We start from the raw sequence: 24161 nt of genomic DNA, 5'->3' as shown, positions 1-24161 counted from the left end.
GGGTAGCATTGATTTCCGCGCCAACCGGACGCTTTCCGCGGGGTGAGCGATAAGCCATCACCCATCGCTTACGCGCGTGGTTGTGATGGCTTATCTGTCTCACTCATCCCGCAGGAGTCGCCGTCTGGCGCTCCAATCAATAAATGGGAACAGCTTTAGCATCGATAAAGCACTAATAAATTTACTCGCATAAACAAACCTGATTTCAACATCTATTTATGTTCTTAATAGCCATTTGAAAGTTCCTTTGTTTATGTTTACAGTCACTATAAAAAAGAATTGGTTAGTCAAAATCAACCAATAACTTTAACAAAGCTTTATGAATTTAGGTGCAGCCGCACAAGTCTTTTTTGCCGCCGTTTCTATTCTAAATAAATACCTTAGGTGTATTTGGCAATTAGTTTATAAAAGTCTCCAATAATTATATAAATCAAAAGGCATGGATATATTTTTCCATACCTTTTATATTGAACCTTTACTTATATTCACCTAATATCTCCACTGCTTTTTCTGTTATAGATGTATCCACCGCTTTATCAAAGTCAACGTCACCGCTAATTGCTCCATTTTCTTTATATACGTCATATTGCTTTAACACGTCATCTAAAAACATTTTTCCATTAGGATCTAAACCTGTAACAAATACTTTCTCCCATAACGCTGGATCTTTTAGTGAAGTATACTTTGTCATTATTTCAATGATTTCAGCTTTTCCTTCACCCTTTATAAATGCATCATTGTAATCTCGGACGCCTTTTAAATAGGCTGCCATGAAACGGAGCGAAACATCTTGTTCCTCACTCATAAATTGAGGGGATCCTAAAACCATGGCAATTTGAGATTCTGGCGCGTAATCCGTTGCGTCTCCAAAGCGCTCATGAAACCCATTTTCAATTCCTTGGGCAATTAGTGGTTCAATTTGAAGCGCAGCATCTATCGAACCATTTTCAATCGCTCCAAGCATGCTTCCAAAGTCTCCAAGTAATACAAACTCTACATCCTCAGGAGTTAATCCTGCATGCTTTAGCATTTCTAAAAAGATAAATTCATCAATCGAGTTTTTAGAGGAAACAGCGATACGCTTTCCTTCAAAATCCTTATACTCCTTAATGACATCCTTCATGTGGTTACCAATGACGAATGAGAAATACGACTTACCTGGCACATTGTGTCCCTTGTCTGCAATAATTTTTACGTCAATCCCTTGGGCAATGGCATTAAAAAATGAAGCAGTTGAAACACCACCGGCAATATCCACGTCTCCCGAAGCAAGTGCAGGAAGCATTTCATCACTATTTGCAAATTGCGCAAACTCTACTTCAATATTGTAGTCCTCAAAATAACCTTTTTCTTTTGCAATGTAAAAACCTGCCCCAGAGGCAGCCCCGTCTTCCGCTATAATTACTTTTACTTTCTTATTTAGCGGTGCCAAGTCTCCAGAAGGGTTATCCTTACTTACTTCATCATTTACATTGTCAGATCCTTCTTCTTTCGGACTACAAGCTCCAAGTAATAGAACAATGGAAGCAAATAGTATGAACCAGCGTTTCTTCACAACTTTCCTCCTTTATTTTCTCGATTTTTGAACTTCTTGCTGTAAATGGTTCCAAATCGTTATAAACTGTTCTGCCATTTCTGCATTTGCCCTAACCTGCTCCATTGTACGGGGTCTTGGCAATGGAACTTTTATCTCACTTACAATCTCACCTGGATGAGAGCTCAATAACACGATACGATCACTCAGTAACAAAGCCTCATCAATACTATGAGTGATAAATAAAACGGTCTTTTTATTTTCGGACCAAATTGATAGTAACTCTTCCTGCAATATAAATTTGTTTTGTTCATCTAAGGCAGCAAATGGCTCATCCATTAACAAAATTTCTGGATCATTGGCAAAAGCCCTAGCAATACTAATCCGTTGCTTCATCCCTCCAGAAAGCTCTTTTGGGTAAAGCGAAGAAAACTTACTTAAACCTACCTTTTTTAAGTAGTAGTCGGTTTGTTTTTTTACGTATTCCTTGGGAAGGTGCCTCATTTTTAAACCAAAAGCAACATTCTCTTCAACGGTCAGCCAAGGAATAACCCCTTTTTCTTGAAACACCATAGACTGTAGCGGACGTTCACCTGCTTCTGATTCAATTAAAAAGGAGCCAGAGCTGGGAGTTTCTAGTCCGGCAAGGATGCGTAAGAGAGTAGTCTTTCCACATCCACTTGGTCCAACTAGACAGATAAATTCCCCTTCCTCTACCTGCAGAGAAATATCCTTTATAGCTGTAACACTGTTACTTTTTTTATAGAAAATCTTCGTAAGATTATCAATGGAAATTTTAACTTTTCCGCTCATTTAACTCACCTCCATGGGACAATTCTCTTTTGCAGTCCACGTAGGAGAAGGGAAAAAAGAAACCCAAAAAAAGAAATGAGCACTAAACCGACGAACATTTCCTTCAACATGAATGCCTTATAAGAGGTCCATATTAAATAACCGATACCAGAGGTTGCCCCCATCATTTCTGCGGCAACGATTGTTAACAAAGCTATTGCCTGCCCCATTTGAATACCTTCTAGCATAACTGGCAAGGCACCCGGGAAAGCAATTTTCAAAAAGAAATCCTTTGGACTTGCACCATAGTTTTTGGCTACATCTAGATGTACCCTATCTATGTTCAAAACACCAGCCACTGTGTTAATAACGACAGGAAAAAATACACTCCCTGCAATAGTAACTACCTTTGAAAAGTCTCCAATACCAAAAAGGATAATGATGATTGGCATTAAAGCTAATGTTGGAATCGGCATAAATGCCATTACTATAGGGGATATAAAGTGTCGAATAGGAGCATACAATCCCATTAACAGCCCTATGATTACACCTGGAATTACACCGAGTAGGAAACCCATTGCAATTCGGTAAAGGGAGACTGATACATGAGTCCATAGTAACCCACTTGTAGCAAGCTCAAAAAATGTAGAAACTATTGCAGTAGGAGGAGGGAAAAAGCGTATATCTAAAATGCCCGTTCGTGAGAAGACCTCCCACAGGATTAAGATGAGTATTGGTGAAGTAATTGTTAAAAGCTGCTTACCACGTTCTTTTAGTTGTTGCTTTTTCCATTCCTTTTGTTCCGTTTCATAGGGATCGTAGTCGCTATCCACGAGCCCATTTTCATCGCGCATCTTTCACCACCTCTTTCTAAAAATAATATGTCGAATGGGGAAAATATGTGACCACACTACATTGAAATTGACTTAAAATGTAGATTTTGGTAATTTTAAATTAAGAAAGAGGGGGTTAATATGACAGACAAACAATTAAGATCCACAAAAGAAATGCCATATTTTATTTTAAGCATCCTATTTAGTTTATTAATTTACGTTATAGCTATAGCTAGTATTTTTGGGATCGCAATCATTCTTGTTTTATTTTTTATCAGTACATATGCACATCTTATGAATCTTAGCTATATTCGATCAAATGGTATAAGAGTTAGCCATAGGCAGTTTCCAGATGTCTATGAACGAATAGCTCGTATGTCCGAAGATATGAATTTGAAAAAAGTACCAGATATATTTGTAGTTCACTCCGAAGGTGCTTTTAATGCTTTTGCAACCCGTTTTTTAGGAAAGAATATGGTTGTGCTCTATTCAGAAGTATTTGAGCTTGCTAGGGAGCAAGGTGATGCAGAGCTAGATTTCATCATAGCTCACGAGCTTACACATATTAAACGAAATCACATTTGGAAAAATATATTAATTACACCTGCTCGTTTAATTCCATTCCTTTCCCAGGCGTATAGTCGTGCATGTGAATATACATGTGATCGCCAAGCCGCTTATTTCATTAGAGATGGTGCAGCTGCTAAGCGTGGTCTTACGATATTAAGTATTGGGAAGGAACTATATAAAGAGGTAAATGAGGATGCCTATTTAGAGCAAATTTCGACAGAGTCTAATGTTTTTACATGGCTTGGTGAGGTCTTATCCTCCCATCCACCCACTCCTAAAAGAGTCCAAGCAGTCGGTCATTTTATGCAAGTAGAAGGGACTCCTACCTACTATACGAATGCTAATAAAATCGCGCTTGGTTTAGGCGCATTGTTTGGTATTTTATTCATTGGTTATTTAGGGATTATAGGAATAGTACTGGCAGGCTCTCTTACCTATGCAAGCATCTTTCCTGATGATTTGCTAGAGAACGAATCCGCATTAAATACTTTAACTTCGGAGGAGTCAACGCTAGAGACAAGCTCTTCTCCTTCAGACCAAGACACTTACAATTACACTCCTTTAATGACTGCAGTCGTAGATGGCGATTATACGAAGGTGCGAGAGCTTATAGCAAGCGGGGTAAATTTAGAAGAAAAAGACACAGAGGGAGCAACTGCCTTACATCAGGCAGTATATTTGAATGATATGATGATGGCAGAAATTTTACTTGAGGCTGGGGCAGACCCTAATACAAAGGATCTCTATACCAACGCTTTGACCGCCACCTTCTATTATGAGAATTACGAGATGACATCCCTATTGCATAAATATGGGGCAGATTCTGCTATAGTTGATCCGGAAGGATACTCAGCAAATAACATCCTAGGTGTTACGAGCGGTCAATTTGAAGAGACATTAAATAATTTACTTCAAAACTAATTTTTCTTTGGTAGAAAGTGACATATTTGGACTGACACTAATTATATTATTGTATTAATCTTAGGAGACTGATCGAGACTAACGTCACGACCAGTCTCCTTCATTCTTTTTCGATGAATTTCGTTCGTTACTCTCCTACTAATAAGTAGTAAAGGTTCATTTGGAACTTCATTAATTTTATAACGTAGTATATACAATAGTTATATATTTTAAGTAGTTCCAATGAAAGGAAATGATAAGATTGGAAACTAAAGAATCCATTATAAATGATATGAGAAAAAAATTATTAAAGGTATTCATTATTGTAGGTTTGTTAATCGTTGGACTTGTCAGCTATGGAGTATATTGGGCTTTCTTTGATATGAATAGGTTACCAACAGGAGAATATCTTACAGAAGAGACTTCACCTAATGGAAAGTACACATTAAAAGCATATGTTACGAACGGAGGTGCAACTACGTCATATTCTGTTCGTGGCGAGCTGGTTTTTAATGATAAAAATAATAAAACTAAAAACATCTATTGGAACTATCGAGAAGAACGTGCAAATATTTCTTGGACAGATAATAATACAGTAATAATTAACAGTCATACATTAGATGTAAGAAAGGAAAAATTTGATTTTAGAAGACGATAATAATCTATTTTTCTCTAATCATAAAAAAGCTCGCGAAGAAGATTCCGCGAGCTTCTTTCTATAAATTTGAGTATTTATAGACTAGATTTACTTTGACAATCTCCAGACTTATCGATTACCCAGGAAAATCTACCATTTACTATGCATATTGCTCGTCTTATTGCTTATTACGCAATGATGTTACATTATTTGCACTTGTTTCCCAGCTAATCATTAATTCCTTTTGTCTATTCTTTAAATCCTCCAAAGGTTCTTCCATTACTTCGATACGGTCAAATTTTTCTAGGAAGACAGAGGCATCTTTAAGTCTTTTATATCCTCCAAAACCAAGGTCATCGTTTAACAACCAAACGACACGCTGAATTTTAGCAAATAGTATTCCTCCTGTACACATTGGACAAGGCTCGAGGGAGCTATAAAGCGTAAATTTCTTGTTTTTAATTTTAGCATCAAACATTGCACTCCCAGCATTTCTTATCGCATCAATTTCTGCATGTGCCGTAATATCTTGACTAGGATGTACTCTATTTCTACCTTTAGCAACGAGATTAAAATGCTCATCCACAATAACTGCTCCAACTGGATAAGTATTTTCCTCTAATGCTTTTTCCGCTTCCCCTAACGCCATCTCTAAAAAGTATCGATCCAAGTCCATGACATACCTCCGTTACTTAATCACAAACTTTGTTTGGCTGTAGCCTTCTTTTAGCTTCTCGACTTCCAGTATGGCAGGAATAGCCGACTTAAGCTCACTAACATGAGAAATTACACCAACCATACGGCCTGATTTTTGAAGATCTACCAATGTGTCTATCGCTTTATTTAAAGACTCCTCGTCTAGCGAACCAAAACCCTCGTCGATGAACATCGTATCAATTCTTACACTTCCACGATAGCTTTGGATGACGTCTGCCATACCAAGCGCAAGACATAGGGAGGCATTAAATTTCTCTCCCCCGGATAATGTTTTAACATCTCGGATTTGCCCAGTGTAAGCATCATATACATCTAGACCTAGTCCACTTTGCTTGCCGTGGGTTTCCTGTCTATCACTTCTCATTAGTTGGTACTGTCCATTCGATAAATGCTTGAGTCTTTCATTTGCTGCATGAATAATCTGTTCTAAGTACTCTATTTGTATATAGCGTTCAAAAGAAATTTTCAAAGGATTTTGCCCTCTAAGTAAATCGTATAAATCAAGAATATGACTTACTTGTTGCTCTAACTTAGCAATACGATCGCTGGATAATGCTATTTTTTCTTGAATTTCTATGCCCGCTTTTACGAACTCCTTAGTACTATTCAAAGTATTTAATGCAGATTCATATGCAGTTTTAAGTTGGCTTAACTCTTCTTCAAGGGCGTTCAAATCGACTTTGCTCTTACCTTCTAGCTTCTTATAACCATCCTTCACTTGTTCGGTAAATGTATGTACCGCCTGTTTATATGCTTCACAACGTTCTCTTAACGCCTTCCGCGCAGCTTCATCCATTCTTGCTTCCTCATACTCCTCTTTGGTTTCAAAACCAGCCTTTACTAGCGCTTGGAGAAATTGTTGTTTAGCCTTCTCTTGCTTAAGTATTGCTTCCTCTGCGGATTGAGTGGCATGCTCTAATCTCATTTGGGCTTTCGTATGGGATTCCTCTGCATCTTTTTGTTGCTTTTGAGCCTTCTCCCATGTTTCTTCTAATAGAAGCTTTTGCTTAGTAGCAGCATTAATTTGTTCATGAAGCTCCTCAAGATTAGAAATTGTACTTGGGATAGAGCTTTGTTTGGACTCTAGGACGGCATTTGCCTGCTCATATTCGGCCTTTGCATCGATATAAGCTGCTTCTATATTATTCTTGTTTTCTTCTAATTCCTCTATATGTCTTACACTCGTTTTGTACGTTTCTTTTAAGGAAATTAAGCTTTCTTTATCAGAACGGAGACCTTCTATTTCATTTTCTAGCTGATTTAGATCCATTTTTACTTGCTCTATATCTAGAATAGATAATTGTAGCTCTTCTAGCTGTTCCAAGATTTTTTCTATGTTCTCAAGAGCATGCTCTCGTTTGGTACGTATAGTTAAGTAGCTAGTTTCCTTACTCGTAAGATCTTTTTTCAGCATCTGGACTTGCTCATCCGTTAATATAGCTTCATGGGTATAAGTGCTTGTTGGCTTATGCTCGGTACTACCACATACAGGACAAGCTTCGCCGTCTACGAGCCTAGAGGCAAGGATACTCGCCTGATTATTAAGCCATCTGCCTTCCTCATATTGAAGAGTTTGCTGGGCTTTCAGATATATCGTCTCTTCCTTTTCTTCTATGCTCTTCAATTCCTCAAGCTTGGACTCCTGCTGTATAAAATCCTGCATTAGTTGATATTGCCCTTTAATCTGAGAGTATTGTTGAACCTTGTTATCTAATGGATTTACTTGCTCCTCTAGTTTCTCTATTTCGTTTTTCATCAAAAGGTGGCTTGCCTTAGCTTGTTGGTATGTAGCTATTTTAAGTTCATGCTGCTCCTTGAGATTACGTTGCTTAACCTCTAACTCTTTTAACTGCCGCTTCCTTTTTTCTAGGTCTTCCATTAAAGGTAATAGGGCATTTAGCTGGATTAAAGCTTCTACACTTTGTTCACGGTCTTGCTTTTTGCTTAACTCTTTGAGATAGACCTCTTCCATCTGAATTAAGGAATTAGATGTTAAGGATAGCTCCTCTTTAGCTCTAAGCAATAAGCTTTCCTTTAAATTTCCTTCAGTAACTGTTTCTTTATAGTGACTCTCGATTGCTTCTATAGTATTTGCCCGTTCTGCTGCCTCTAGTCTACTTTCTTCCTTTTTGTATGTTTCTTCCTGACTAAGAAGACGCTGGAGGTTTTGCTCTTTTAACTCAAGCTCCTCCAACTGGGTATTGGTGTTTTTAGCATTGTAATAGGCTGATTGCTTTGCTACCTGATTTTCATATGCCTCTTCACAGAGGAGCTCGTCTTTTTCTATCTTATCTCGGTAATAATTAGTCTCTGCCTGTAAAGCATCCTTTAATTGGAATATATTATAATTACCTTCCTCCAGGAGGTCAAAAAGAATAGACTCACGTTTTGGAAAAGAGACCATAATCTGTTCCGAATAACTATTACGCGTATTTTCTTCTTTTTTAAGCTCTGTCTCAGCTACTAATTTTTTCTCTTTAAGTCTTTCATTAATCAGCCTGTAGGGTTCTGTTTTAAATATTTTCCGAAGAATTGCTTCCTTGTTTTCAGTAGAAGAGGTTAATAGCTTCCGAAATTCGCCTTGTGGCAGCATGACAATTTGGCTGAACTGATCTTGCGTAAGTCCAATGATATCCTCTATTTTCTTGTTAATCTCTGAAACTATTTGTCTTTCAACAACAGGTACTTCCCCTGTCTCCTTTATTTCGAAGAACTCATATTTTTCTCCCGTTGAGCTTTTATTTCCTTTTTTAACGTGAGGAAGCTGTCTTAAAATACGATATTTGCGGTTAAATATTTCAAATATCAATTCAACAGAAGTATGCGTTTGATCCAATGCAAAATCACTGCGCAACATTTTCGTATCTTTTCTATCCTCCCCACTCCCAGAGCCATAAAGGGCAAAGCTTATTCCATCAAATATTGTCGTCTTTCCTGCTCCAGTGGCTCCAGATATGACAAATAATCGATGATCCATCAAATCCATGAAGTTAATCGTTTCCGTATATTTATAGGGACCGAATGCTGTCATTTTTAACTGAATAGGCTTCATGCTCTGCTTCCTCCTTCTCTTTCTTCAAGCATTAATCCCGAAAGTACTTCCTTAAATAGTTCTTTTGTTTCCTCAGCCGGAGATTGTCCCTTGATTTCCTCATAGAAGGATTCAAATAGCATTAAGTCATCCATCTTCTGACGACTTTTTGGTTCTTCTGCTTTTCCTATTCCAAAGGATTGGAATACTTTTCTTTCTACATGCATGGCATTCGGATATACAGTTCGAATTTGCTCCATTGGTGAAAGTACTGGCGTATCATCTAGTAACTTCACGAAAATGTAATCCTCGCTTGTAGGATGCTGTAATATGTCATTCAAATAGCCTTCTACTGTACGCATATCTCTTTTAGGGGTTAGTAATCTTTTTTCTACTTTTGCACAACCCTTTTCATCTATTTCCACTATTAGAAAGCCTTTTTTATGGTGTTCCTCTGAAATGGAATATTTTAAAGGAGATCCGGCGTATTGAATGGTTTCATTTTGCACAAAATGTGCTTGATGAAGATGGCCTAATGCTGTGTACTTGAAGTTCTTAAACAGCGAAGCATCTACATACTCAGCTCCACCAATGGCAAGCGGTCTTTCTGATTCACTAGTATTATCCTCTTCCCGACCTTGAGGAGTAACAAAGGCATGTCCTACAAATACATGTCTTTTCGAAAAATCCATTTGCAATTCAATAGCTTCCACTATTTTTTTCATGGCTAGCTGATGACTGGTGATAGTATCGTCCTCGAGTATAAACCTAACCTGAGAAGGGTCCATATACGGGATTAGATGAAATTCTACTTCTCCATATTCATCACTGATTGTCACAGAATTAAACTCTTTTGTTAGTTGTCCCACTATATGTAAACCAGTTTCTTTCATAATGTTTCTCCCAAAATTTAAACGCCCTGGGCTGTCATGGTTTCCCGCAATGCTTAAAACAGGAGTCTGATGTTTTAATACAATCTCTGCAAGTACGTTGTCCAACAAATTTACAGCTTCTGCAGGTGGTACAGCACGGTCATATAAATCGCCTGCTATGATTACTACATCTGGCTTTTCTTCCTCAATTGCTTTTATAAATGAAGCCAACACATGTCTCTGATCTTCTGTCATATAGATTCCTTGTACTAATTTACCTAAATGCCAGTCGGCTGTGTGAAATATTTTCATGAGTAATTACCCTCCTACACTGAAGATTTTATGTTAATTTATATCTATTTTATCATTTAAGGAGGACAGGTTATATTAACTTGCCGAAATTTCATATAAAGTTAAATAGTAAATATGTAAAGATTATGATTAAAAGGAGGATTTTATATGTCCACAGAAACTTATCAAATAATAGCCATAGCTATCTATATGGTTGCCATGCTTGCTATCGGATATTATTCGTATAGAAAGACAGTTAACCTGACTGATTATATGCTAGGAGGACGTTCACTCGGCCCAGCTGTTACCGCTTTAAGTGCAGGAGCTGCTGATATGTCTGGGTGGCTCCTAATGGGATTACCAGGAGCAATCTATCTACATGGTATGGGAGAAGCCTGGATAGCGGTTGGTTTAACCATTGGTGCATATTTAAACTGGCTATATGTAGCACCACGCTTACGCGTATACACACAGGTTTCCAACGATTCCATTACTATTCCAAGCTACCTAGAAAGTCGCTTGAAGCAATCTTCACGCTTGTTACGAGTAGTATCAGGTCTCATTATTCTTTTATTCTTTACTTTCTATGTATCCTCAGGAATGGTTGCTGGTGGAGTATTTTTTGAAAGCTCGTTCGGTTTAGATTATCACACAGGCCTCCTAGTAGTATCTGCCGTTGTAGTTGCTTACACTCTTTTTGGAGGATTTCTAGCAGTTAGTTACACAGATTTTCTACAGGGACTCCTAATGTTTTTAGCATTGATTTTGGTGCCGATTATCGGTTTGTTTGCTACTGGAGGGCTAGACTCAACAGTGGAATCTATTAAAGAAGTTAACCCTAATCATTTAAGTCTAATCGCTGGGACTACTACAGCCGGTATTATTTCTTCCTTGGCATGGGGTCTTGGTTACTTCGGACAACCTCACATTATTGTTCGATTTATGGCCATCAGTTCAGTAAAAGAAACAAAAAATGCTCGTCGTATCGGTATCGGTTGGATGATTCTAAGTTTAGTTGGAGCTATTTCGACAGCTTTAGTGGGACTAGCATATTATAAGCAACATCCTGATTTGACTCTTACTGACCCGGAAGCTATTTTCATCGCACTCGGTCAAATTGTTTTTCATCCTTTTATAGCAGGACTAGTACTTGCTGCAGTCTTAGCAGCTATTATGAGTACTATTTCCTCTCAATTAATAGTTACATCATCAGCATTAATAGAGGATTTGTATAAAGCATTTATAAACACAGATGCTTCCGACAGAGCATATGTAAATTATGGACGTATTGCTGTACTAGTAGTCTCCATAGTCGCTGCTTTTCTTGCTTGGGAGCAAAACGAGACTATTTTAGGCCTTGTAGCCTTTGCATGGGCGGGCTTCGGTGCGTCATTTGGTCCGGTCATTTTACTTTCACTTTACTGGAAAAAGATCACTGCTTCCGGCGCACTTTCAGGTATGGTCGTCGGTGCTGTAACTGTTGTGCTCTGGAAGGCTAACGAAACACTTAAAGACGCATTATATGAAATAGTTCCCGGCTTCCTTTTAGCTCTGATTGTTACAGTGGTGGTGAGCTTGTTAACCTACAAGCCTAATGCTGAAATCGAAAAAGAATTCGATGAAACAGTTCGATTATTAAAAGAAGAACGTCAAAAATAATAAGGTAAGGGCTAACCGCAAACTAGTGGTTAGCCCTTTTATATATATTGTCCTATATGATACTTGTCATAGTGTTGACTTGACGTTTATGCCTACTCCTAAGACCAGCAGTGCTATATAGTTAACATAACGAAATATGTATATAGGAGGAATTTTAATGAGTAGAGAAAAAACACTTGAATTACGTAAAAATGTTAAACCATTTGAAAATTCCGAGTTAAAGAAAAGCATAGTACAACTCATCAATACAATTCCACCATTTTTTATCCTCTGGTTTTTAGCCTATTTAAGCCTCGACATTTCTGTATGGTTAGCTGTTGGATTGTCCATCATCGCCGCGGGGTTTGTCGTTCGTATATTTATTATCTTCCATGATTGCACACATGGATCTTTCTTTAAAAACAAAAAGGCTAATAATATAACAGGAACAATTACAGGCATTATCACACTATTTGCTTACGAGAAGTGGAAACGCGAGCATAACATTCATCATGCAACTAGCGGCAATTTAGACAAACGTGGAGTTGGCGATATTTGGATGATGACAGTAGAAGAGTATATAGAAGCTTCACCGATGAAGCGTCTTTCTTACCGCCTATATCGCAATCCAATTGTTATGTTTGGCTTAGGACCTGCCTTGTTATTTCTAGTAAGTAATCGCATTAACCGTAAAGGCGCTAAAGGAAAAGAGCGCTATAATACTTATCTTATTAACATTTCAGTGATTGCTATTTATTCTTTCATGATTTGGCTAATTGGCTGGCAAGCATTTGCCATTATACAAGGTACTATTCTTTTTGTAGCAGGTGCGTTAGGCATTTGGTTGTTCTACGTTCAGCATCAGTTTGAAGATTCTTATTTCGAAGATGAGAAAGAGTGGGATTACGTAAAGGCTGCTATCGAAGGAAGCTCTTATTACAAATTACCTCGAGTACTTCAATGGGTAACCGGTAATATTGGGTTTCATCATGTGCATCATCTAAGTCCAAGAGTACCTAATTATAATTTAGAAAGAGCACATGAATCGACACCGCCTTTACACAAGGCTACAACTATAAATCTTCGTACAAGCTTACAGTCTATTCACTTCCGTTTATTTGATGAAGAAAACAAAAGCTTTGTTAGCTTCAAAGAGATTAAGCATTTACTTAAACAATCCAAAAATGCAGTTAATCTAAATTCTAAAAATACAACAATTGAAGGAAAATAACCCCTTTTAAAACCATTCCTTTTTCACTAGGGAATGGTTTTAATTTATAATAAGAGAAAGTGTATGTGCGAGAGGTGTCTTATAAATGACTAAATGGTATCAAATTTTCCCTAAATCTCCATGGTTAAGTATTTATGCTTGGATTGTATTTTGTATTTTTCCTTTTTTCTTCATCTTTCGTTCGAATGAGCTATCAGAGATTATATTTGGCTTATTCCTAACGGGAATATTTTTTCTAGCTTACCGCCTATCCTTTAAATCTAGAGGTTGGTTTTTATATGTCTGTTTAGCTATAGAAATATCAATTAGCATGATTATGACCTTCTCTTACGGATATATTTACTTTTCTATTTTTCTTTCTTTCTTTATTGGGAATATCACACAAAAGGTCGGTTTCTTTTTAATATATAGTTTAAATATCATAACTACTTTATCTATAACAATTATCGGTTTCTACGTAGAAATAGACCTTTTTATTTCTCAGTGGCCTTTTTTAGTTATTTGTATGCTCGGCGTAATATTATTACCATTTAGTACCTATAATCGACATAAACGAGAAATGCTTGAGGGTCAATTGGAGGATGCTAATAATCGTATTGCACAATACATGGTTATAGAGGAACGAGAAAGAATAGCCAGAGACCTACACGATACACTTGGTCAAAAGCTATCATTGATAGGACTTAAAAGTGACTTAGCTGGTAAGCTTATGGATAAGGACCCTGAGGCAGCTAAGCACGAAATTCAAGACATACACCAAACGGCTCGTTCTGTTTTAAAGGAAGTCCGAGAGCTAGTAACGAATATGCGGGGTACTAAATTAGAAGATGAAATATATCGAGTTCAACAAATATTAAATGCTGCAGGAATTTCTTGTAAGTTTAGTGGCTCCCTTCATCTTGTTAAAACCCCTCCCATTGTAGAAAATATGCTAAGTATGTGTCTAAAGGAATCTGTAACTAACGTAGTAAAACATAGTGGGGCTACATCTTGCTCTATATCACTTAAACAATCAGCAAAAGAAACATTACTGAAGGTACATGATAATGGGAAAGGCCTAGACCTTTCCTCGGCCTGGGTTAAAGGACATGGACTCCAGGGTATTAAGGAGCGTTTAGAGTTTGTTAACGGCACTCTCGATATCTATTCAAAAAATGGAACTACTATAAATATTAGGGTACCAAATGTAATATTACAAACACGGCAGGAGGATTACACATGATACGAATTGTCATCGCTGAAGATCAACGAATGGTGTTAGGAGCTCTTGGCTCCCTTCTAAATCTAGAAGAAGATATGGAAGTAATAGGAAAAGCAAATAACGGGAAGGAAGCTCTTGCACTTATTGATCAGCTTCAACCTGACATTTGTATTATGGACATTGAAATGCCTATTAAAAGTGGGTTGGATGCTGCAGAGGAATTAAAGGATCACCCATGTAAGGTAATTATATTAACTACCTTTGCTCGCTCAGGATACTTTGAAAGAGCACGAAAAGCAGGAGTAAATGGTTATCTCTTAAAGGATAGTCCAAGTGAGGAGCTAGCGAATTCCATCCGAATAATTATGGATGGCCGGCGGATCTATGCTCCCGAATTAGTGGATATGGCCTTTGAGGAAGAAAATCCTTTAACAGACAGAGAGAGTCAGGTTCTTGAACTGATCGCCAACGGAAAAAATACAAAAGAAATTGCAAACGAATTATATATTACTCCCGGTACTGTACGAAACTATATATCAGTAATATTAGAAAAACTTCAAGTCGGTAACAGAATTGAAGCAATATCTCGTTTTAAAGAAAAAGGATGGTTTAAATAATCGTTGATTTACCAGTTACTTTTTTCCATATTTCACGTCTAATACTTTAATAACTATACCGTTGCTTATTGCAATGTTGGAATGTATGATCCTTTATTTAAAAGGAGGAGAGTGAATATATGAAAAAGAAGTTTTTGGTTCTGTCTCTTACTCTTATTGCATTGCTGTCCATTTTAATCATATTTTTGCCCAATTTGTTTAGTGAGGTTGAAGCTCCTAGTAAAGAGATAGTTGAGGAAAATCAACAACCGGATCCGAAGGGATCTGCATATGAACCCTCTAAAAAACAAGTCGATTACACGATTATCTTTGACGAAGATATCTATAAGTTAGTGGAAGGTGATCAATCGGATACCCTTACTACTAAAGTACCCTTAGAAGAACGATATCCAGAGGTTTCATTAAAAATAGAACAGATAAATGATCAGTCCCCTGAAGAACTACTTCCCATTCTAGAGACGCAAATGAGTGTTGACTATACCAGCCCTAAAGAAATGGAGAAGGTTTCTGATCCTGTGGAAGGATACTGGCTACATGCCATTAACCATGATTCAGCTGGGCTAACCAACTGGGATAGTCCTGTTGGTGATATCTACATCATAGATAATGGTATTGGAGGTAGCTTTGTTATTACACAAAAGTACTTTCTAGAGGCAGCAGAAGGACATGGTTCGAATTTCCGATCTATTCTAGAGACCTTTCAAATAGTTGAAAAGTAATTATTTGTAGCGAGTAGAAGGACGATAATCGTTCCAACACCCGCTTTTTTATTTAATTCGAAGATTACAATTCAAAAAAAGGCACTATCTGTTTGAATTGAACAGATAATACCTTTTAAAAACAAACCACCTTTACGAGTGTGCTTATATACTTTTTAATGTAACTACGATTAACTCTGGAGTGTTAAAGACTCTAATAGGAACCAAGCTATTCCCTAAACCACGACTAACAATCATAGTCGTTCCGTTTTCTTTAAATGTTCCCGCAGTGAATTTTGGAAACCACCCTTGTCCTGGTGCCACCAACCCGCCTAACCCTGGGATTCTAAATTGACCTCCATGCGCATGTCCTGAAAATACTAAATCCATTTCAGAATTAACATAATCCTGAAATACCTCTGGTCTATGAGATAACACCAGGGTATAATCCTCGCTGCTTTCAAAGTTCTCTAGCTGATCACGAACAAGCAAACCACTTAAAGGATCTTCAAGTCCGATAATACGCATTTGCTCCCCATCATATTCAATCATTTCTTCCTCATTAGTTAAAACACGTACACCAATTTCCAGTAAAGAAGTTTTAATATGATTAACATCATTTGTAGCAATTTCATGATTTCCAGTAACATAGTAAATCGGTGCTATACTAATAATTTGATTGACTAGATCCAGACTACTTTGTAAGTCATATCGATTGCTGTCGATTATATCTCCCGTGATAAAAATAATATCCGGGTTTACATCCTTAATCTTATGTACGAGTTTTGCTTGGTTGTCACCAAATTTGGCATCATGTAAATCGGATATTTGTAAGATCTTCCAATCATTAAAACTAGCTGGAATCTTCTCTGACTCTATCACGACTTCGTTTATACTTACTCGAGTGTTCCCTATGTAAAGTAGCACAGCTAATATCACTACTAATAAAAAAATCCATTTTTTCATCTAAAATCTCCTAGTCTATTTGCAAAAAACGATACCTCTGAGAAATTTAATAAATCCCCATAAATGTATGGGGATTGTTAAATTTTGTCGGTTATTATAATTTCCCAGGAAATAAGTGCTAATAATTTACGCCTTGAAATGCAGCGAGGAAGAATACTATTATAACAATATATATTATTATAACTAACCCTATAGAAATAGCCATCCAAATAAGTGATGCTCGAGCAAAATTACGTCTTGGGTCTGGATTACCAAATCCCCAAATGAATAACATAACCAGATTAACAATAGGAATAGCCATAATCAGCATCGTGATGATCCATTCCATTACAGTCATCTCAGTTGACGTTTTTACTTGTGAGCCATCTTTATAATGTAACTGCTCCTCTTCATACGTATTCACATACAATCCTCCATCCTATTATAGTTTACATGATAAAATCACGTCCACTTCCATTTTACGTCATAAAAGGAAAAATAGTCATCTATTAGATGACTATTTTTAAATTTTCATCATACTCATTGGAGTTACAATTCCTATTAGCTGGTTACTCAGTTTTCCATCCTTAGTAATTAGCAGTGCTTCTAATCTCTTTCCTCGTCCAATTGCTGATTTAAAAACTTCTAGCGCCTCATACACGGACATCTCTGCTTCAACAAAGCGGTGATTCTCTCTATTACTTTCATGCTTCAGAATTTCACCCAAGGTTGCTTTTTTTCTCGAGAAATTCTCTGATTCTACTTTACTCGCCATCCACATTGTAATTCCTACTGGAGTGATAAGACCTTTAAATTTATCCCCATTATACACGGGAAATTGATTGTATTTCTTATCCTTAATAACCTGAAGTGCATAGCTTAAAGAATCTGTTTCCTGAAAGGTAGTTACTTCTCCGGAGAACATATTCCCAACTGTAACAGGCTTGCTTAAAGCCTCCTCGATTTCTTCCATCTTTGCTACTACCTCTTCATGAGGTTCTGCTATCGCGTATTCCATAGTTGTACGATGGTGCACGATTGCGTTTCTTAAGTCTCCATATTCTCGAAGGTCTGCTTCATATCGTCTTATTACAGCGTTTTTTTTCTTAGCGAAATCGATTAACCTAAAAAAGGATAAGTGTTCCTGAGTATCAGCTATATCTCTCATGATTTTATCTAATCTATTGTAAGAAGTGATAAAACGATCCGAGTTACGTAATGTCATATATAAGTCTCCTCGTATTATATTTTAGATTTCCAGACGTTGTTTTTGGTAAAAAAAACTGCCCCGATCAATAAGAAGCTGATTGCTAATACCGTAATTAAGATACTCCAGATATATGAGCTACTTTCGACATCACCGTTCAAAACATAACCAGCATACATTGGCAACTTCCATGGTGAGATAGTCCAGTATGTGCCTAGAAGCCCATCTATAACCTGAACAATTATTACCAACACAAAAGACACCGTAGAAGCCATTCCAGTTGATAAGGCAGCACTAGTAAATAAAACAATACTAATCACGAATAAAAGCCACAGAACATAAATACTAGTAAATTCTATAAACCTTAAGAAATCTATCGATCCAAAAAGTATGGATGTATAATATAAGCTGGCTACTATTCCTAAAATAAAACTACCTAAAACAATTATACTCAAGATTGCTAATTTACTTCCTACATAACCTGTAAATGAAAGTGGTCGAACGTATAATAAAGTTGCAGTACCATTCTTTCGTTCCCTTGAAATAATACCCGAAAAAGCTAGAATAACTACTAACATGCCGATTAACTGATATTGACTAATTGTGGACATTAATATTTGTTCAGAGGTCATTGAAGGAAATTCGATGACTGTTCCTTCAGGTAAATTTCCAACAGAGCTTAGGATTTGAGGCATATAATAGTTCATGACAGGCTCTGTAATCCCAAAAAGAATAAATACAAGAGGAATCCAGAGAATCTTAAAATTACGGATGTTTTCTCTCCATTCCTTTTGAAACAAAACAAGAAATGTATTCATTGTTTGTTCACCACCTGCATAAATATTTCTTCGAGATTAGCTGATGCCTTCTCTACCCTTTCAATCGTCCAATCTCCTACAGATGCAAATGCCAAAATCTCTTGCATTCGCGGTTCGTCTTCCCTTACATTAATACAAGCAGAAGACCCTTTTTGTGTCACATTCCATGGGGAGCTACTTGCAAAATCTTTAGCCTCTTCTTCTAAGGAAAAGATAATTTTAATCATAGGATTTGCATATTTTTCGCGTACATCCGTTAAGGAACCTTGCTCTACCAGCTCACCATTTCTCAAAAATAATAGCTGATCCGTCATTTCTTCCGCATCATTTAAAATATGAGTCGAATAAAGAATAGTAGTTCTTTCTTGAAGTTCCTTTAAAAGATTTAAAATCTCTCTTCGGCCTACTGGATCCAATGCAGAAACTGGTTCATCTAATAAAAGAAGGGATGGATTATGTACAATTGCCTGTGCTAATCCTAATCGTTGTTTCATCCCTCCAGAAAACGTACCTGTTTTTTTCTTTTTAACATTTCCGAGCCCCACAAAATCTAAGATTTTCTCTGACTCCTTCACAGCAGCTCTAGCATCTACACCACTTAACTTTGCAGTCATCTCTGTAAATTCAATTGCAGAAAGCCATGAGAAAAATTTAGGATATTGCGGTAAAAAACCTATCATTCTACGAGCGCCCTCCTTATTATCCTCCAAAATAATATCGCCAAACGTTGGATTTACTAGTCCCGTAAGCATAGAAAGTGTAGTTGTTTTACCTGCACCATTGGGACCGATTAAGGCTGTAGAAGTATTTTTCATTAATGAAAAGGAAACATCTTTCACTACTTTTTCTCTTCCATATTGCTTGGTTAATGATTGAACAGTTAGTAATGTATTCATTCGTTACGTCTCCCCACTATGAAATAGATAATAGAACCTAATATTCCTCCTATAAGAATAATTATTGCCCAAAGCCACTTAGGGCCATTTGTGTCGTATACCTTTATCAGATCTACAAAGGCAACAATCATTAAAATGAATTGTAAAATAATAATGGGTAATATTAATTCCCAAGGGATTGTTGTAAGATCCAATATGATTCCTCCTTTTTTTAGTTTCCATTTCCAGCTTATATAAAAGAAAGCTTTCACAAACTATGTTATAATAGCAAATTGGGGGGTGAATTGAATGGAAATTGTAATAAGAAAAGCTATTAAAGCAGATGCCGAATCATCAGTTCCACTAATTATGGAAGCTATCGGTGACATTTCGATGCAAATGACTGGAGAAACTGAAGAATCAGCGATCACCCAGGAGTTCATTCACTTATTTACTCAAACTAGCAATCGTCATTCCTTTTTAAATACATACGTTGCAGAAATGGATGGTCAAATTGCTGGCGTACTAGTTTTTTATACTGCTGAACAAGCAGTTACTTTGGATGCTAATTTAGAGCAGTATCTTTCAGCCAAAAAAGGAACACAGGTGACGATAGACAAAGAGACGCTACCTGAAGAATGGTATATAGATACTGTAGTGGTCGATCCAACCTATCGTGGACATGGTATTGGAACGAAGCTGTTAAATTTTGCTGAACAAGTAGTCAAAAATAATGGTGGCGGGAAACTCTCCTTGAATGTAGAAACTGAGAAAGAGGCTGCAATCCGCTTATATAATCGTCTAGGATTTGAAACTGTATGTCCTTGGACCATTATTGGCGAGCCTTTCTATCACATGGTGAAAACGGTAGGCCCCTGATTGAAGGAGAAGCAAGGTTATGAAATTATGGATCTACCCCTTAATGGTTGTCTTCGCAGCCAGCTGTTACGGGACTTTATCAACTATGGTGAAATTAGCAATTGGACAAGGATATACAGCTTCAGAAGCTGTTTCTAGTCAATACATTGTTGGTTTCCTATTAGCGTTAGTCATCTATGTGGTGACACAAAGAAAAATACCACGTCTTTATGGCGGGTTTAAAATTATACTGTTAGCAGGGATTTTTACAGCAACTACGGGTATTGTCTATGGACAAGCCCTTATATATTTACCAGCCTCCCTGGCAGTAGTAATGCTCTTCCAGTTTACGTGGATCGGTACTTTGATTGATTGTATAATAAGAAAAAGATTACCTTCTCGAGCGGAAGTTATCTCCCTTGTTATTTTATTCGCCGGTACATTGCTAGCTGCAGGGGTATTAGATGTCGATTTGAGTGGAATTGACTGGAGAGGCTGGGTATACGGTTTTGCAGCAGCGATTTCCTTCTCACTTAATATGAACATTAATACTAAACAAGTAGAGGGAATGAATACTACTACTCGTTTACTTTGGGTTTCCTTTATCGCAGCTTTAATGATCTCTGTCTTCCAAAGTCCAGAAATCATGTGGAACGGTAAACTGTTTACGGAATCTCTACTTTACTTGGGACTAGGCTTAGGATTACTAGGTATCATTATCCCTATTTATTTCTTCGTAATCGCTGTACCAAAAGTTGGTGGCGCAGTTTCATCTATTCTAAGTGCAATGGAATTACCAGTAGCTGTAATGGTATCTGTACTTGTGTTAAGCGAGGCACTTACTTGGTTACAAGTTATAGGTATCCTCATTATACTGATAGGTATGTGTATCCCAACGATTGCAGATATTCGAAGAAAGCAAAAGCAACAAAAGCCTATTGTGTAGGTTGAAACGCTGAACTCACCGTTCAGCGTTTTTTTATTTGTTCAGTTTCTGGTGTTTTACTTTATAAATTCAATTATGGCATCCATTAGGCCTTCTGCTAACGGTAGACTTGGATCTGTATATGTCGCCATATTCCCTGTCTCATCAGATGGGGACTCTTTTAGTACATGGTTCATTTTCTCAATTATTAGAAGCTCAGAATCTTTTGCTTGATGTAAAAGCTCAGCATCACTACTAGGGACTTGCAAATCTGCTGTTCCGTTTATAAGTAATATTCTTGCATCCAACTTTTTAATCTCTTCAATAGGATTGTATTGAAGCCAGGAAATCATATACGGTTGTACAGATGGACGGAATATACTGTGTAATTCATTCGACACTTCCTCTACCTGTTCACCCTGCTTAAGCTTCTCAATTACTTTTTCAGATTCACTCATAAGCTCACTTGGCAACTGATTTCTTAACTGTTCTAATAGAATTTCATCTATTTGCCTTCCTGCCCCTGCTAATGATACGAATACAGTCGCTTCTGTCTTTTGAGCAGCAATCATACCTACAAGAGAACCCTCACTGTGTCCGATGAACCCTATGTCACTAAACCGGTCGTCTTCCTTCGCAAATTCTGCCCAAGCGACAGCATCCTCAATATAGTGGTTAAATCTTAAGTCCTCTTCCTTAGTAGCAAGGCCCATATTTAAGCCAACTCCTCTTTTGTCGTAGCGGATGCTGGCAATTCCTTCTGTAGCTAATTCTTCTGCGATCATTTTTAAGCTATTATTTTTCCCTACCATTACTAAGGAGTTACCATTACGATCGGTGGGTCCCGAGCCAGCAAGAATGATCATAAGTGGGAACGGTCCTTCCCCCTCAGGAATCTCTATTTGACCAATCATTTTCCCTCCATTTACTTCTAATTCTTCTAAATGCTCAGCCTTAGCTACATCAGTTACCTTAGTAAGTTCAAATGGGAACGACTGACCTTGTTGTGTAAACGTACCTGCCAATTTTTCATCCTGCAGCTTCCCAGCAAAGGTGATTTTTTGTCCCGGAAGCGACATGTTAAAGGTAATATCCTTATCGTTTAAGGTAATGTTTGTTAATGGATGATTGTTTAATCCTTGAATCGGGATACTAATCAAGCCTTCTTCTTTTGTGAATTTAATACTAATTGGGAGTGGTTGATTAGGAACGTTAATGGATCCTTCCCACACTCCCTCTACCATCTCTAAGGAAACATTTGCACTCGTCTCTTCCTTATCTTTAGACACCTCTTTCCCTCCTTGCTTATCACTATCACTACATCCAGAAAGTAAAATATGAAATAGTAATAAGCTTAATATAAGCGCTTTTTTATAGTTCATTTAGATCCACCTCTCTGTTCTATTAATAGTATAACAGTAGTAATAGAAAGAAGTAAATAATTTTCAGTTTATTTTAACAGTTTTTGCATTATATTAAGTTCTTTTTTAAGGCTATGTTAAAGGGTAGGCTTGATTTATGATCCAAAGAAATCTTAGATCAGAGAGTAGAATTGATTTCCGCACCAGCCGGACGCTTTCCTCGGGGTGAGCGATAAGCCATCACCCATCGCTTACGCGCGTGGTTGTGATGTCTTATCTGTCTCACACATCCCGTAGGAGTCGCCGTCTGGCGCTCCAATCAATAAATGGGAACAGCTTTAGCATCGAGAAAGCGCTAATAAATTTACTCGCATAAACAAAGCTAAAAAACTGTCACCAACCCCATTTTCATCATTTATGTTCTTAATAGCCATTTGAAAGTTCAATTGTTTATGTTTACAGTCACTATAAAAAAAGAATTGTTAGTCAAAATCAACCAATAACTTTAACAAAGCTTTTTTTAAAGCATACTAGTGAGAAAGTAAAGTAGAATTCAGATGCTAAGGGCTGTCTTCAGGGGTGTTATGGAAGTTATACTAAAGCTAACAGTTAGGTTAGTTGAAGGAGGAAAAAATGTTCGAGTATAGAATATATTTATATCAACACTTTTACATCTGTAAATTAGAAAGGAGTTGCATTAAATGACCGAAGTTTTTTTAAAGGTTCAAGATGTACTTGAGAATTACAAAACAGCAATTTACGAAAAAGATGTTGATAAATTCTTATCTATGTATGCACCTGATGTGCATATATATGATTCCTGGGAGAACTGGGAGAGCAAGGGGATTTCTTCATGGGAGGCAAGCGTGGTAGAGTGGTTTAACGGATTGAGCGAGGATCGCAGTCTACTCAAAGTTGATTTTAGTGACCTAGTCGTTGAAGAAAATTTACATCTTGCATTTATATATTGTGCTGTAACTTTTGCTTCTCACCAAGAAGAATCTGATGAGAAAATTCGTCAAATGACAAATCGGATCACATATTGTTTAAAAAAAGTGAACGAATCTTGGTATATAGCTCACGAACATTCATCGTTGCCTATAAATATTGAGACTGGTAAGGGAATTTTTAATTTGAAGTGAAAAATATACTTTTGGGATTGGAGATAAAGAAATTCCAGCTTTATTTCCTTTTTTCTAGCTTTTGATAAAGATAAAACAAAAAAGCCGCCACCGATTGCTCGGTAACGACTTTCTTTAGTCTCCTAGTAACGTTCTACTCTTGCGGGCGGCCTCACCAATTGACCAGGAACGGGTTGCTAAGTCAGATAGACGGCGCAAGAATTCTTTATAAATAGAGAGTTTATTTATCTTTAGGTGCGTGAAATCTCTCCTATTGGTGGTTGACCGACCGATTACTGGATGAAACCGACCGATATTTTCGTGGAACCGACCGATTATTGGATATAACCGACCGATTCTCGCTTATTATGACAAAATGTCTTGTCCCTAGGTCACTTACTTATAGAGAATAGTGGTTTGGGTCTTATTTCTTTATAAGGACATACAAAAAGTGATCACCGATTACTCGGTGGCGACTTAAGTCGGATC

At 37.2% G+C, this 24161-nt stretch carries 23 protein-coding genes; 10 read left to right on the top strand and 13 right to left on the bottom strand.

The genetic code is table 11. The features are described 5' to 3' along the window. Window positions 1–475: 475 nt before the first annotated feature. From AC06OU_RS09295 to AC06OU_RS09285, 3 genes are read right to left on the bottom strand one after another with little or no spacing between them, the layout of a single operon-like run. Window positions 476–1555 carry an ABC transporter substrate-binding protein gene (locus AC06OU_RS09295; RefSeq protein WP_475855375.1) on the bottom strand — a complete coding sequence of 360 codons (1080 nt, stop codon included), beginning with the start codon at window positions 1553–1555 and terminating at the stop codon, window positions 476–478. Between the two features lie 12 nt (window positions 1556–1567). Continuing rightward, window positions 1568–2347: an ABC transporter ATP-binding protein gene (locus AC06OU_RS09290; RefSeq protein WP_475855374.1), complete on the bottom strand. Its 780-nt coding sequence runs from the start codon at window positions 2345–2347 to the stop codon at window positions 1568–1570. A 5-nt stretch (window positions 2348–2352) separates the two neighbouring features. Beyond that, complete coding sequence (locus tag AC06OU_RS09285) at window positions 2353–3180, bottom strand: ABC transporter permease (RefSeq protein WP_169359313.1); 828 nt, start codon at window positions 3178–3180, stop codon at window positions 2353–2355. A gap of 120 nt (window positions 3181–3300) precedes the next feature. On the opposite strand from AC06OU_RS09285, the gene AC06OU_RS09280 reads away from it, so the two are divergent. Together AC06OU_RS09280 and AC06OU_RS09275 are read left to right on the top strand one after the other, a co-directional pair. Next, on the top strand, window positions 3301–4650 hold the full coding sequence (locus tag AC06OU_RS09280) for a M48 family metallopeptidase (protein ID WP_475855372.1): 1350 nt from the start codon (window positions 3301–3303) through the stop codon (window positions 4648–4650). A gap of 271 nt (window positions 4651–4921) precedes the next feature. Next, window positions 4922–5287 carry a DUF5412 domain-containing protein gene (locus tag AC06OU_RS09275; RefSeq protein WP_475855386.1) on the top strand — a complete coding sequence of 122 codons (366 nt, stop codon included), beginning with the start codon at window positions 4922–4924 and terminating at the stop codon, window positions 5285–5287. Between the two features lie 157 nt (window positions 5288–5444). On the opposite strand, the gene AC06OU_RS09270 is transcribed toward AC06OU_RS09275, so the two are convergent. The 3 genes from AC06OU_RS09270 to AC06OU_RS09260 are packed head-to-tail and all read right to left on the bottom strand — an operon-like array spanning window position 5445 to window position 10198. Continuing rightward, the gene (locus AC06OU_RS09270; RefSeq protein WP_475855370.1) at window positions 5445–5942 is read right to left on the bottom strand and encodes a nucleoside deaminase; all 498 of its coding nucleotides are present in this window, start codon (window positions 5940–5942) and stop codon (window positions 5445–5447) included. A gap of 12 nt (window positions 5943–5954) precedes the next feature. Then, entirely contained in the window at window positions 5955–9035 is a 3081-nt protein-coding gene (locus AC06OU_RS09265; RefSeq protein WP_475855369.1) for an AAA family ATPase, read from the bottom strand. Next, window positions 9032–10198 carry an exonuclease SbcCD subunit D gene (locus AC06OU_RS09260; RefSeq protein ID WP_475855368.1) on the bottom strand — a complete coding sequence of 389 codons (1167 nt, stop codon included), beginning with the start codon at window positions 10196–10198 and terminating at the stop codon, window positions 9032–9034. Before AC06OU_RS09260 ends, AC06OU_RS09265 begins: the two co-directional genes overlap by 4 nt. Window positions 10199–10345: 147 nt before the next feature. Between AC06OU_RS09260 and putP the strand changes: the two genes are divergently transcribed. The 5 genes from putP (at window position 10346) to AC06OU_RS09235 (ending at window position 15583) form a co-directional block, all read left to right on the top strand. Beyond that, window positions 10346–11836, top strand: a complete 1491-nt coding sequence (putP, locus tag AC06OU_RS09255) for a sodium/proline symporter PutP (protein WP_475855366.1) — start codon at window positions 10346–10348, stop codon at window positions 11834–11836. 157 nt (window positions 11837–11993) lie between these two features. Then, on the top strand, window positions 11994–13046 hold the full coding sequence (desA, locus tag AC06OU_RS09250; protein ID WP_475855364.1) for a Delta(5) desaturase DesA: 1053 nt from the start codon (window positions 11994–11996) through the stop codon (window positions 13044–13046). Window positions 13047–13131: 85 nt separating this feature from the next. Then, entirely contained in the window at window positions 13132–14268 is a 1137-nt protein-coding gene (locus tag AC06OU_RS09245) for a sensor histidine kinase (protein WP_475855363.1), read from the top strand. Continuing rightward, on the top strand, window positions 14265–14864 hold the full coding sequence (locus tag AC06OU_RS09240) for a response regulator (protein ID WP_475855362.1): 600 nt from the start codon (window positions 14265–14267) through the stop codon (window positions 14862–14864). Before AC06OU_RS09245 ends, AC06OU_RS09240 begins: the two co-directional genes overlap by 4 nt. Window positions 14865–14983: 119 nt before the next feature. Then, window positions 14984–15583: a hypothetical protein gene (locus AC06OU_RS09235; protein ID WP_475855360.1), complete on the top strand. Its 600-nt coding sequence runs from the start codon at window positions 14984–14986 to the stop codon at window positions 15581–15583. A gap of 144 nt (window positions 15584–15727) precedes the next feature. Here AC06OU_RS09235 and AC06OU_RS09230 read toward each other — a convergent pair whose 3' ends face one another. The 6 genes from AC06OU_RS09230 to AC06OU_RS09205 form a co-directional block, all read right to left on the bottom strand. Continuing rightward, window positions 15728–16528 (bottom strand): metallophosphoesterase, encoded by an 801-nt coding sequence (locus AC06OU_RS09230; RefSeq protein WP_475855358.1) that lies wholly within the window; start codon window positions 16526–16528, stop codon window positions 15728–15730. Window positions 16529–16646: 118 nt separating this feature from the next. Next, window positions 16647–16931, bottom strand: coding sequence for a hypothetical protein (locus tag AC06OU_RS09225; RefSeq protein ID WP_475855357.1), 285 nt, complete (start codon window positions 16929–16931; stop codon window positions 16647–16649). Window positions 16932–17030: 99 nt separating this feature from the next. Then, on the bottom strand, window positions 17031–17732 hold the full coding sequence (locus AC06OU_RS09220; RefSeq protein WP_475855355.1) for a CBS domain-containing protein: 702 nt from the start codon (window positions 17730–17732) through the stop codon (window positions 17031–17033). Window positions 17733–17749: 17 nt separating this feature from the next. Then, the gene (locus tag AC06OU_RS09215; RefSeq protein ID WP_475855354.1) at window positions 17750–18532 is read right to left on the bottom strand and encodes an ABC transporter permease; all 783 of its coding nucleotides are present in this window, start codon (window positions 18530–18532) and stop codon (window positions 17750–17752) included. Then, window positions 18529–19428, bottom strand: coding sequence for an ABC transporter ATP-binding protein (locus AC06OU_RS09210; protein ID WP_475855353.1), 900 nt, complete (start codon window positions 19426–19428; stop codon window positions 18529–18531). The genes AC06OU_RS09215 and AC06OU_RS09210 overlap by 4 nt, the downstream gene beginning before the upstream one ends. Continuing rightward, window positions 19425–19622, bottom strand: a complete 198-nt coding sequence (locus AC06OU_RS09205) for a PLDc N-terminal domain-containing protein (RefSeq protein WP_475855351.1) — start codon at window positions 19620–19622, stop codon at window positions 19425–19427. The genes AC06OU_RS09210 and AC06OU_RS09205 overlap by 4 nt, the downstream gene beginning before the upstream one ends. 94 nt (window positions 19623–19716) lie before the next feature. Here AC06OU_RS09205 and AC06OU_RS09200 point away from each other — a divergent pair, with 94 nt between their 5' ends. Together AC06OU_RS09200 and AC06OU_RS09195 are read left to right on the top strand one after the other, a co-directional pair. Continuing rightward, window positions 19717–20286 (top strand): GNAT family N-acetyltransferase, encoded by a 570-nt coding sequence (locus AC06OU_RS09200; protein WP_475855350.1) that lies wholly within the window; start codon window positions 19717–19719, stop codon window positions 20284–20286. Between the two features lie 19 nt (window positions 20287–20305). Further along, window positions 20306–21211 carry a DMT family transporter gene (locus AC06OU_RS09195; protein WP_342560103.1) on the top strand — a complete coding sequence of 302 codons (906 nt, stop codon included), beginning with the start codon at window positions 20306–20308 and terminating at the stop codon, window positions 21209–21211. Window positions 21212–21267: 56 nt separating this feature from the next. Here the strand turns inward: AC06OU_RS09195 and AC06OU_RS09190 are convergent, their stop codons facing one another. Continuing rightward, window positions 21268–22572 (bottom strand): alpha/beta hydrolase family protein, encoded by a 1305-nt coding sequence (locus AC06OU_RS09190; RefSeq protein WP_475855349.1) that lies wholly within the window; start codon window positions 22570–22572, stop codon window positions 21268–21270. 680 nt (window positions 22573–23252) lie between these two features. Here AC06OU_RS09190 and AC06OU_RS09185 point away from each other — a divergent pair. Further along, entirely contained in the window at window positions 23253–23693 is a 441-nt protein-coding gene (locus AC06OU_RS09185; protein WP_475855348.1) for a YybH family protein, read from the top strand. The last annotated feature ends 468 nt before the right edge of the window (window positions 23694–24161 follow it).

It is taken from the genome of Psychrobacillus sp. (genome assembly GCF_056205495.1).
This window is presented reverse-complemented; position numbering and strand designations above follow the sequence as displayed.

Bases quoted from the DNA above. Each gene is read 5' to 3' on its own strand.
- AC06OU_RS09270 (WP_475855370.1), bottom strand. From the start codon at position 5,942: ATGGACTTGGATCGATACTTTTTAGAGATGGCGTTAGGGGAAGCGGAA.
- AC06OU_RS09240 (WP_475855362.1), top strand. From the start codon at position 14,265: ATGATACGAATTGTCATCGCTGAAGATCAACGAATGGTGTTAGGAGCT.
- AC06OU_RS09265 (WP_475855369.1), bottom strand. From the start codon at position 9,035: ATGAAGCCTATTCAGTTAAAAATGACAGCATTCGGTCCCTATAAATAT.
- AC06OU_RS09275 (WP_475855386.1), top strand. From the start codon at position 4,922: ATGAGAAAAAAATTATTAAAGGTATTCATTATTGTAGGTTTGTTAATC.
- AC06OU_RS09215 (WP_475855354.1), bottom strand. From the start codon at position 18,532: ATGAATACATTTCTTGTTTTGTTTCAAAAGGAATGGAGAGAAAACATC.
- AC06OU_RS09210 (WP_475855353.1), bottom strand. From the start codon at position 19,428: ATGAATACATTACTAACTGTTCAATCATTAACCAAGCAATATGGAAGA.
- AC06OU_RS09220 (WP_475855355.1), bottom strand. From the start codon at position 17,732: ATGACATTACGTAACTCGGATCGTTTTATCACTTCTTACAATAGATTA.
- AC06OU_RS09235 (WP_475855360.1), top strand. From the start codon at position 14,984: ATGAAAAAGAAGTTTTTGGTTCTGTCTCTTACTCTTATTGCATTGCTG.
- AC06OU_RS09260 (WP_475855368.1), bottom strand. From the start codon at position 10,198: ATGAAAATATTTCACACAGCCGACTGGCATTTAGGTAAATTAGTACAA.
- AC06OU_RS09200 (WP_475855350.1), top strand. From the start codon at position 19,717: ATGGAAATTGTAATAAGAAAAGCTATTAAAGCAGATGCCGAATCATCA.
- AC06OU_RS09285 (WP_169359313.1), bottom strand. From the start codon at position 3,180: ATGCGCGATGAAAATGGGCTCGTGGATAGCGACTACGATCCCTATGAA.
- AC06OU_RS09290 (WP_475855374.1), bottom strand. From the start codon at position 2,347: ATGAGCGGAAAAGTTAAAATTTCCATTGATAATCTTACGAAGATTTTC.
- AC06OU_RS09190 (WP_475855349.1), bottom strand. From the start codon at position 22,572: ATGAACTATAAAAAAGCGCTTATATTAAGCTTATTACTATTTCATATT.
- AC06OU_RS09185 (WP_475855348.1), top strand. From the start codon at position 23,253: ATGACCGAAGTTTTTTTAAAGGTTCAAGATGTACTTGAGAATTACAAA.
- putP (WP_475855366.1), top strand. From the start codon at position 10,346: ATGTCCACAGAAACTTATCAAATAATAGCCATAGCTATCTATATGGTT.
- AC06OU_RS09230 (WP_475855358.1), bottom strand. From the start codon at position 16,528: ATGAAAAAATGGATTTTTTTATTAGTAGTGATATTAGCTGTGCTACTT.
- desA (WP_475855364.1), top strand. From the start codon at position 11,994: ATGAGTAGAGAAAAAACACTTGAATTACGTAAAAATGTTAAACCATTT.
- AC06OU_RS09280 (WP_475855372.1), top strand. From the start codon at position 3,301: ATGACAGACAAACAATTAAGATCCACAAAAGAAATGCCATATTTTATT.
- AC06OU_RS09245 (WP_475855363.1), top strand. From the start codon at position 13,132: ATGACTAAATGGTATCAAATTTTCCCTAAATCTCCATGGTTAAGTATT.
- AC06OU_RS09195 (WP_342560103.1), top strand. From the start codon at position 20,306: ATGAAATTATGGATCTACCCCTTAATGGTTGTCTTCGCAGCCAGCTGT.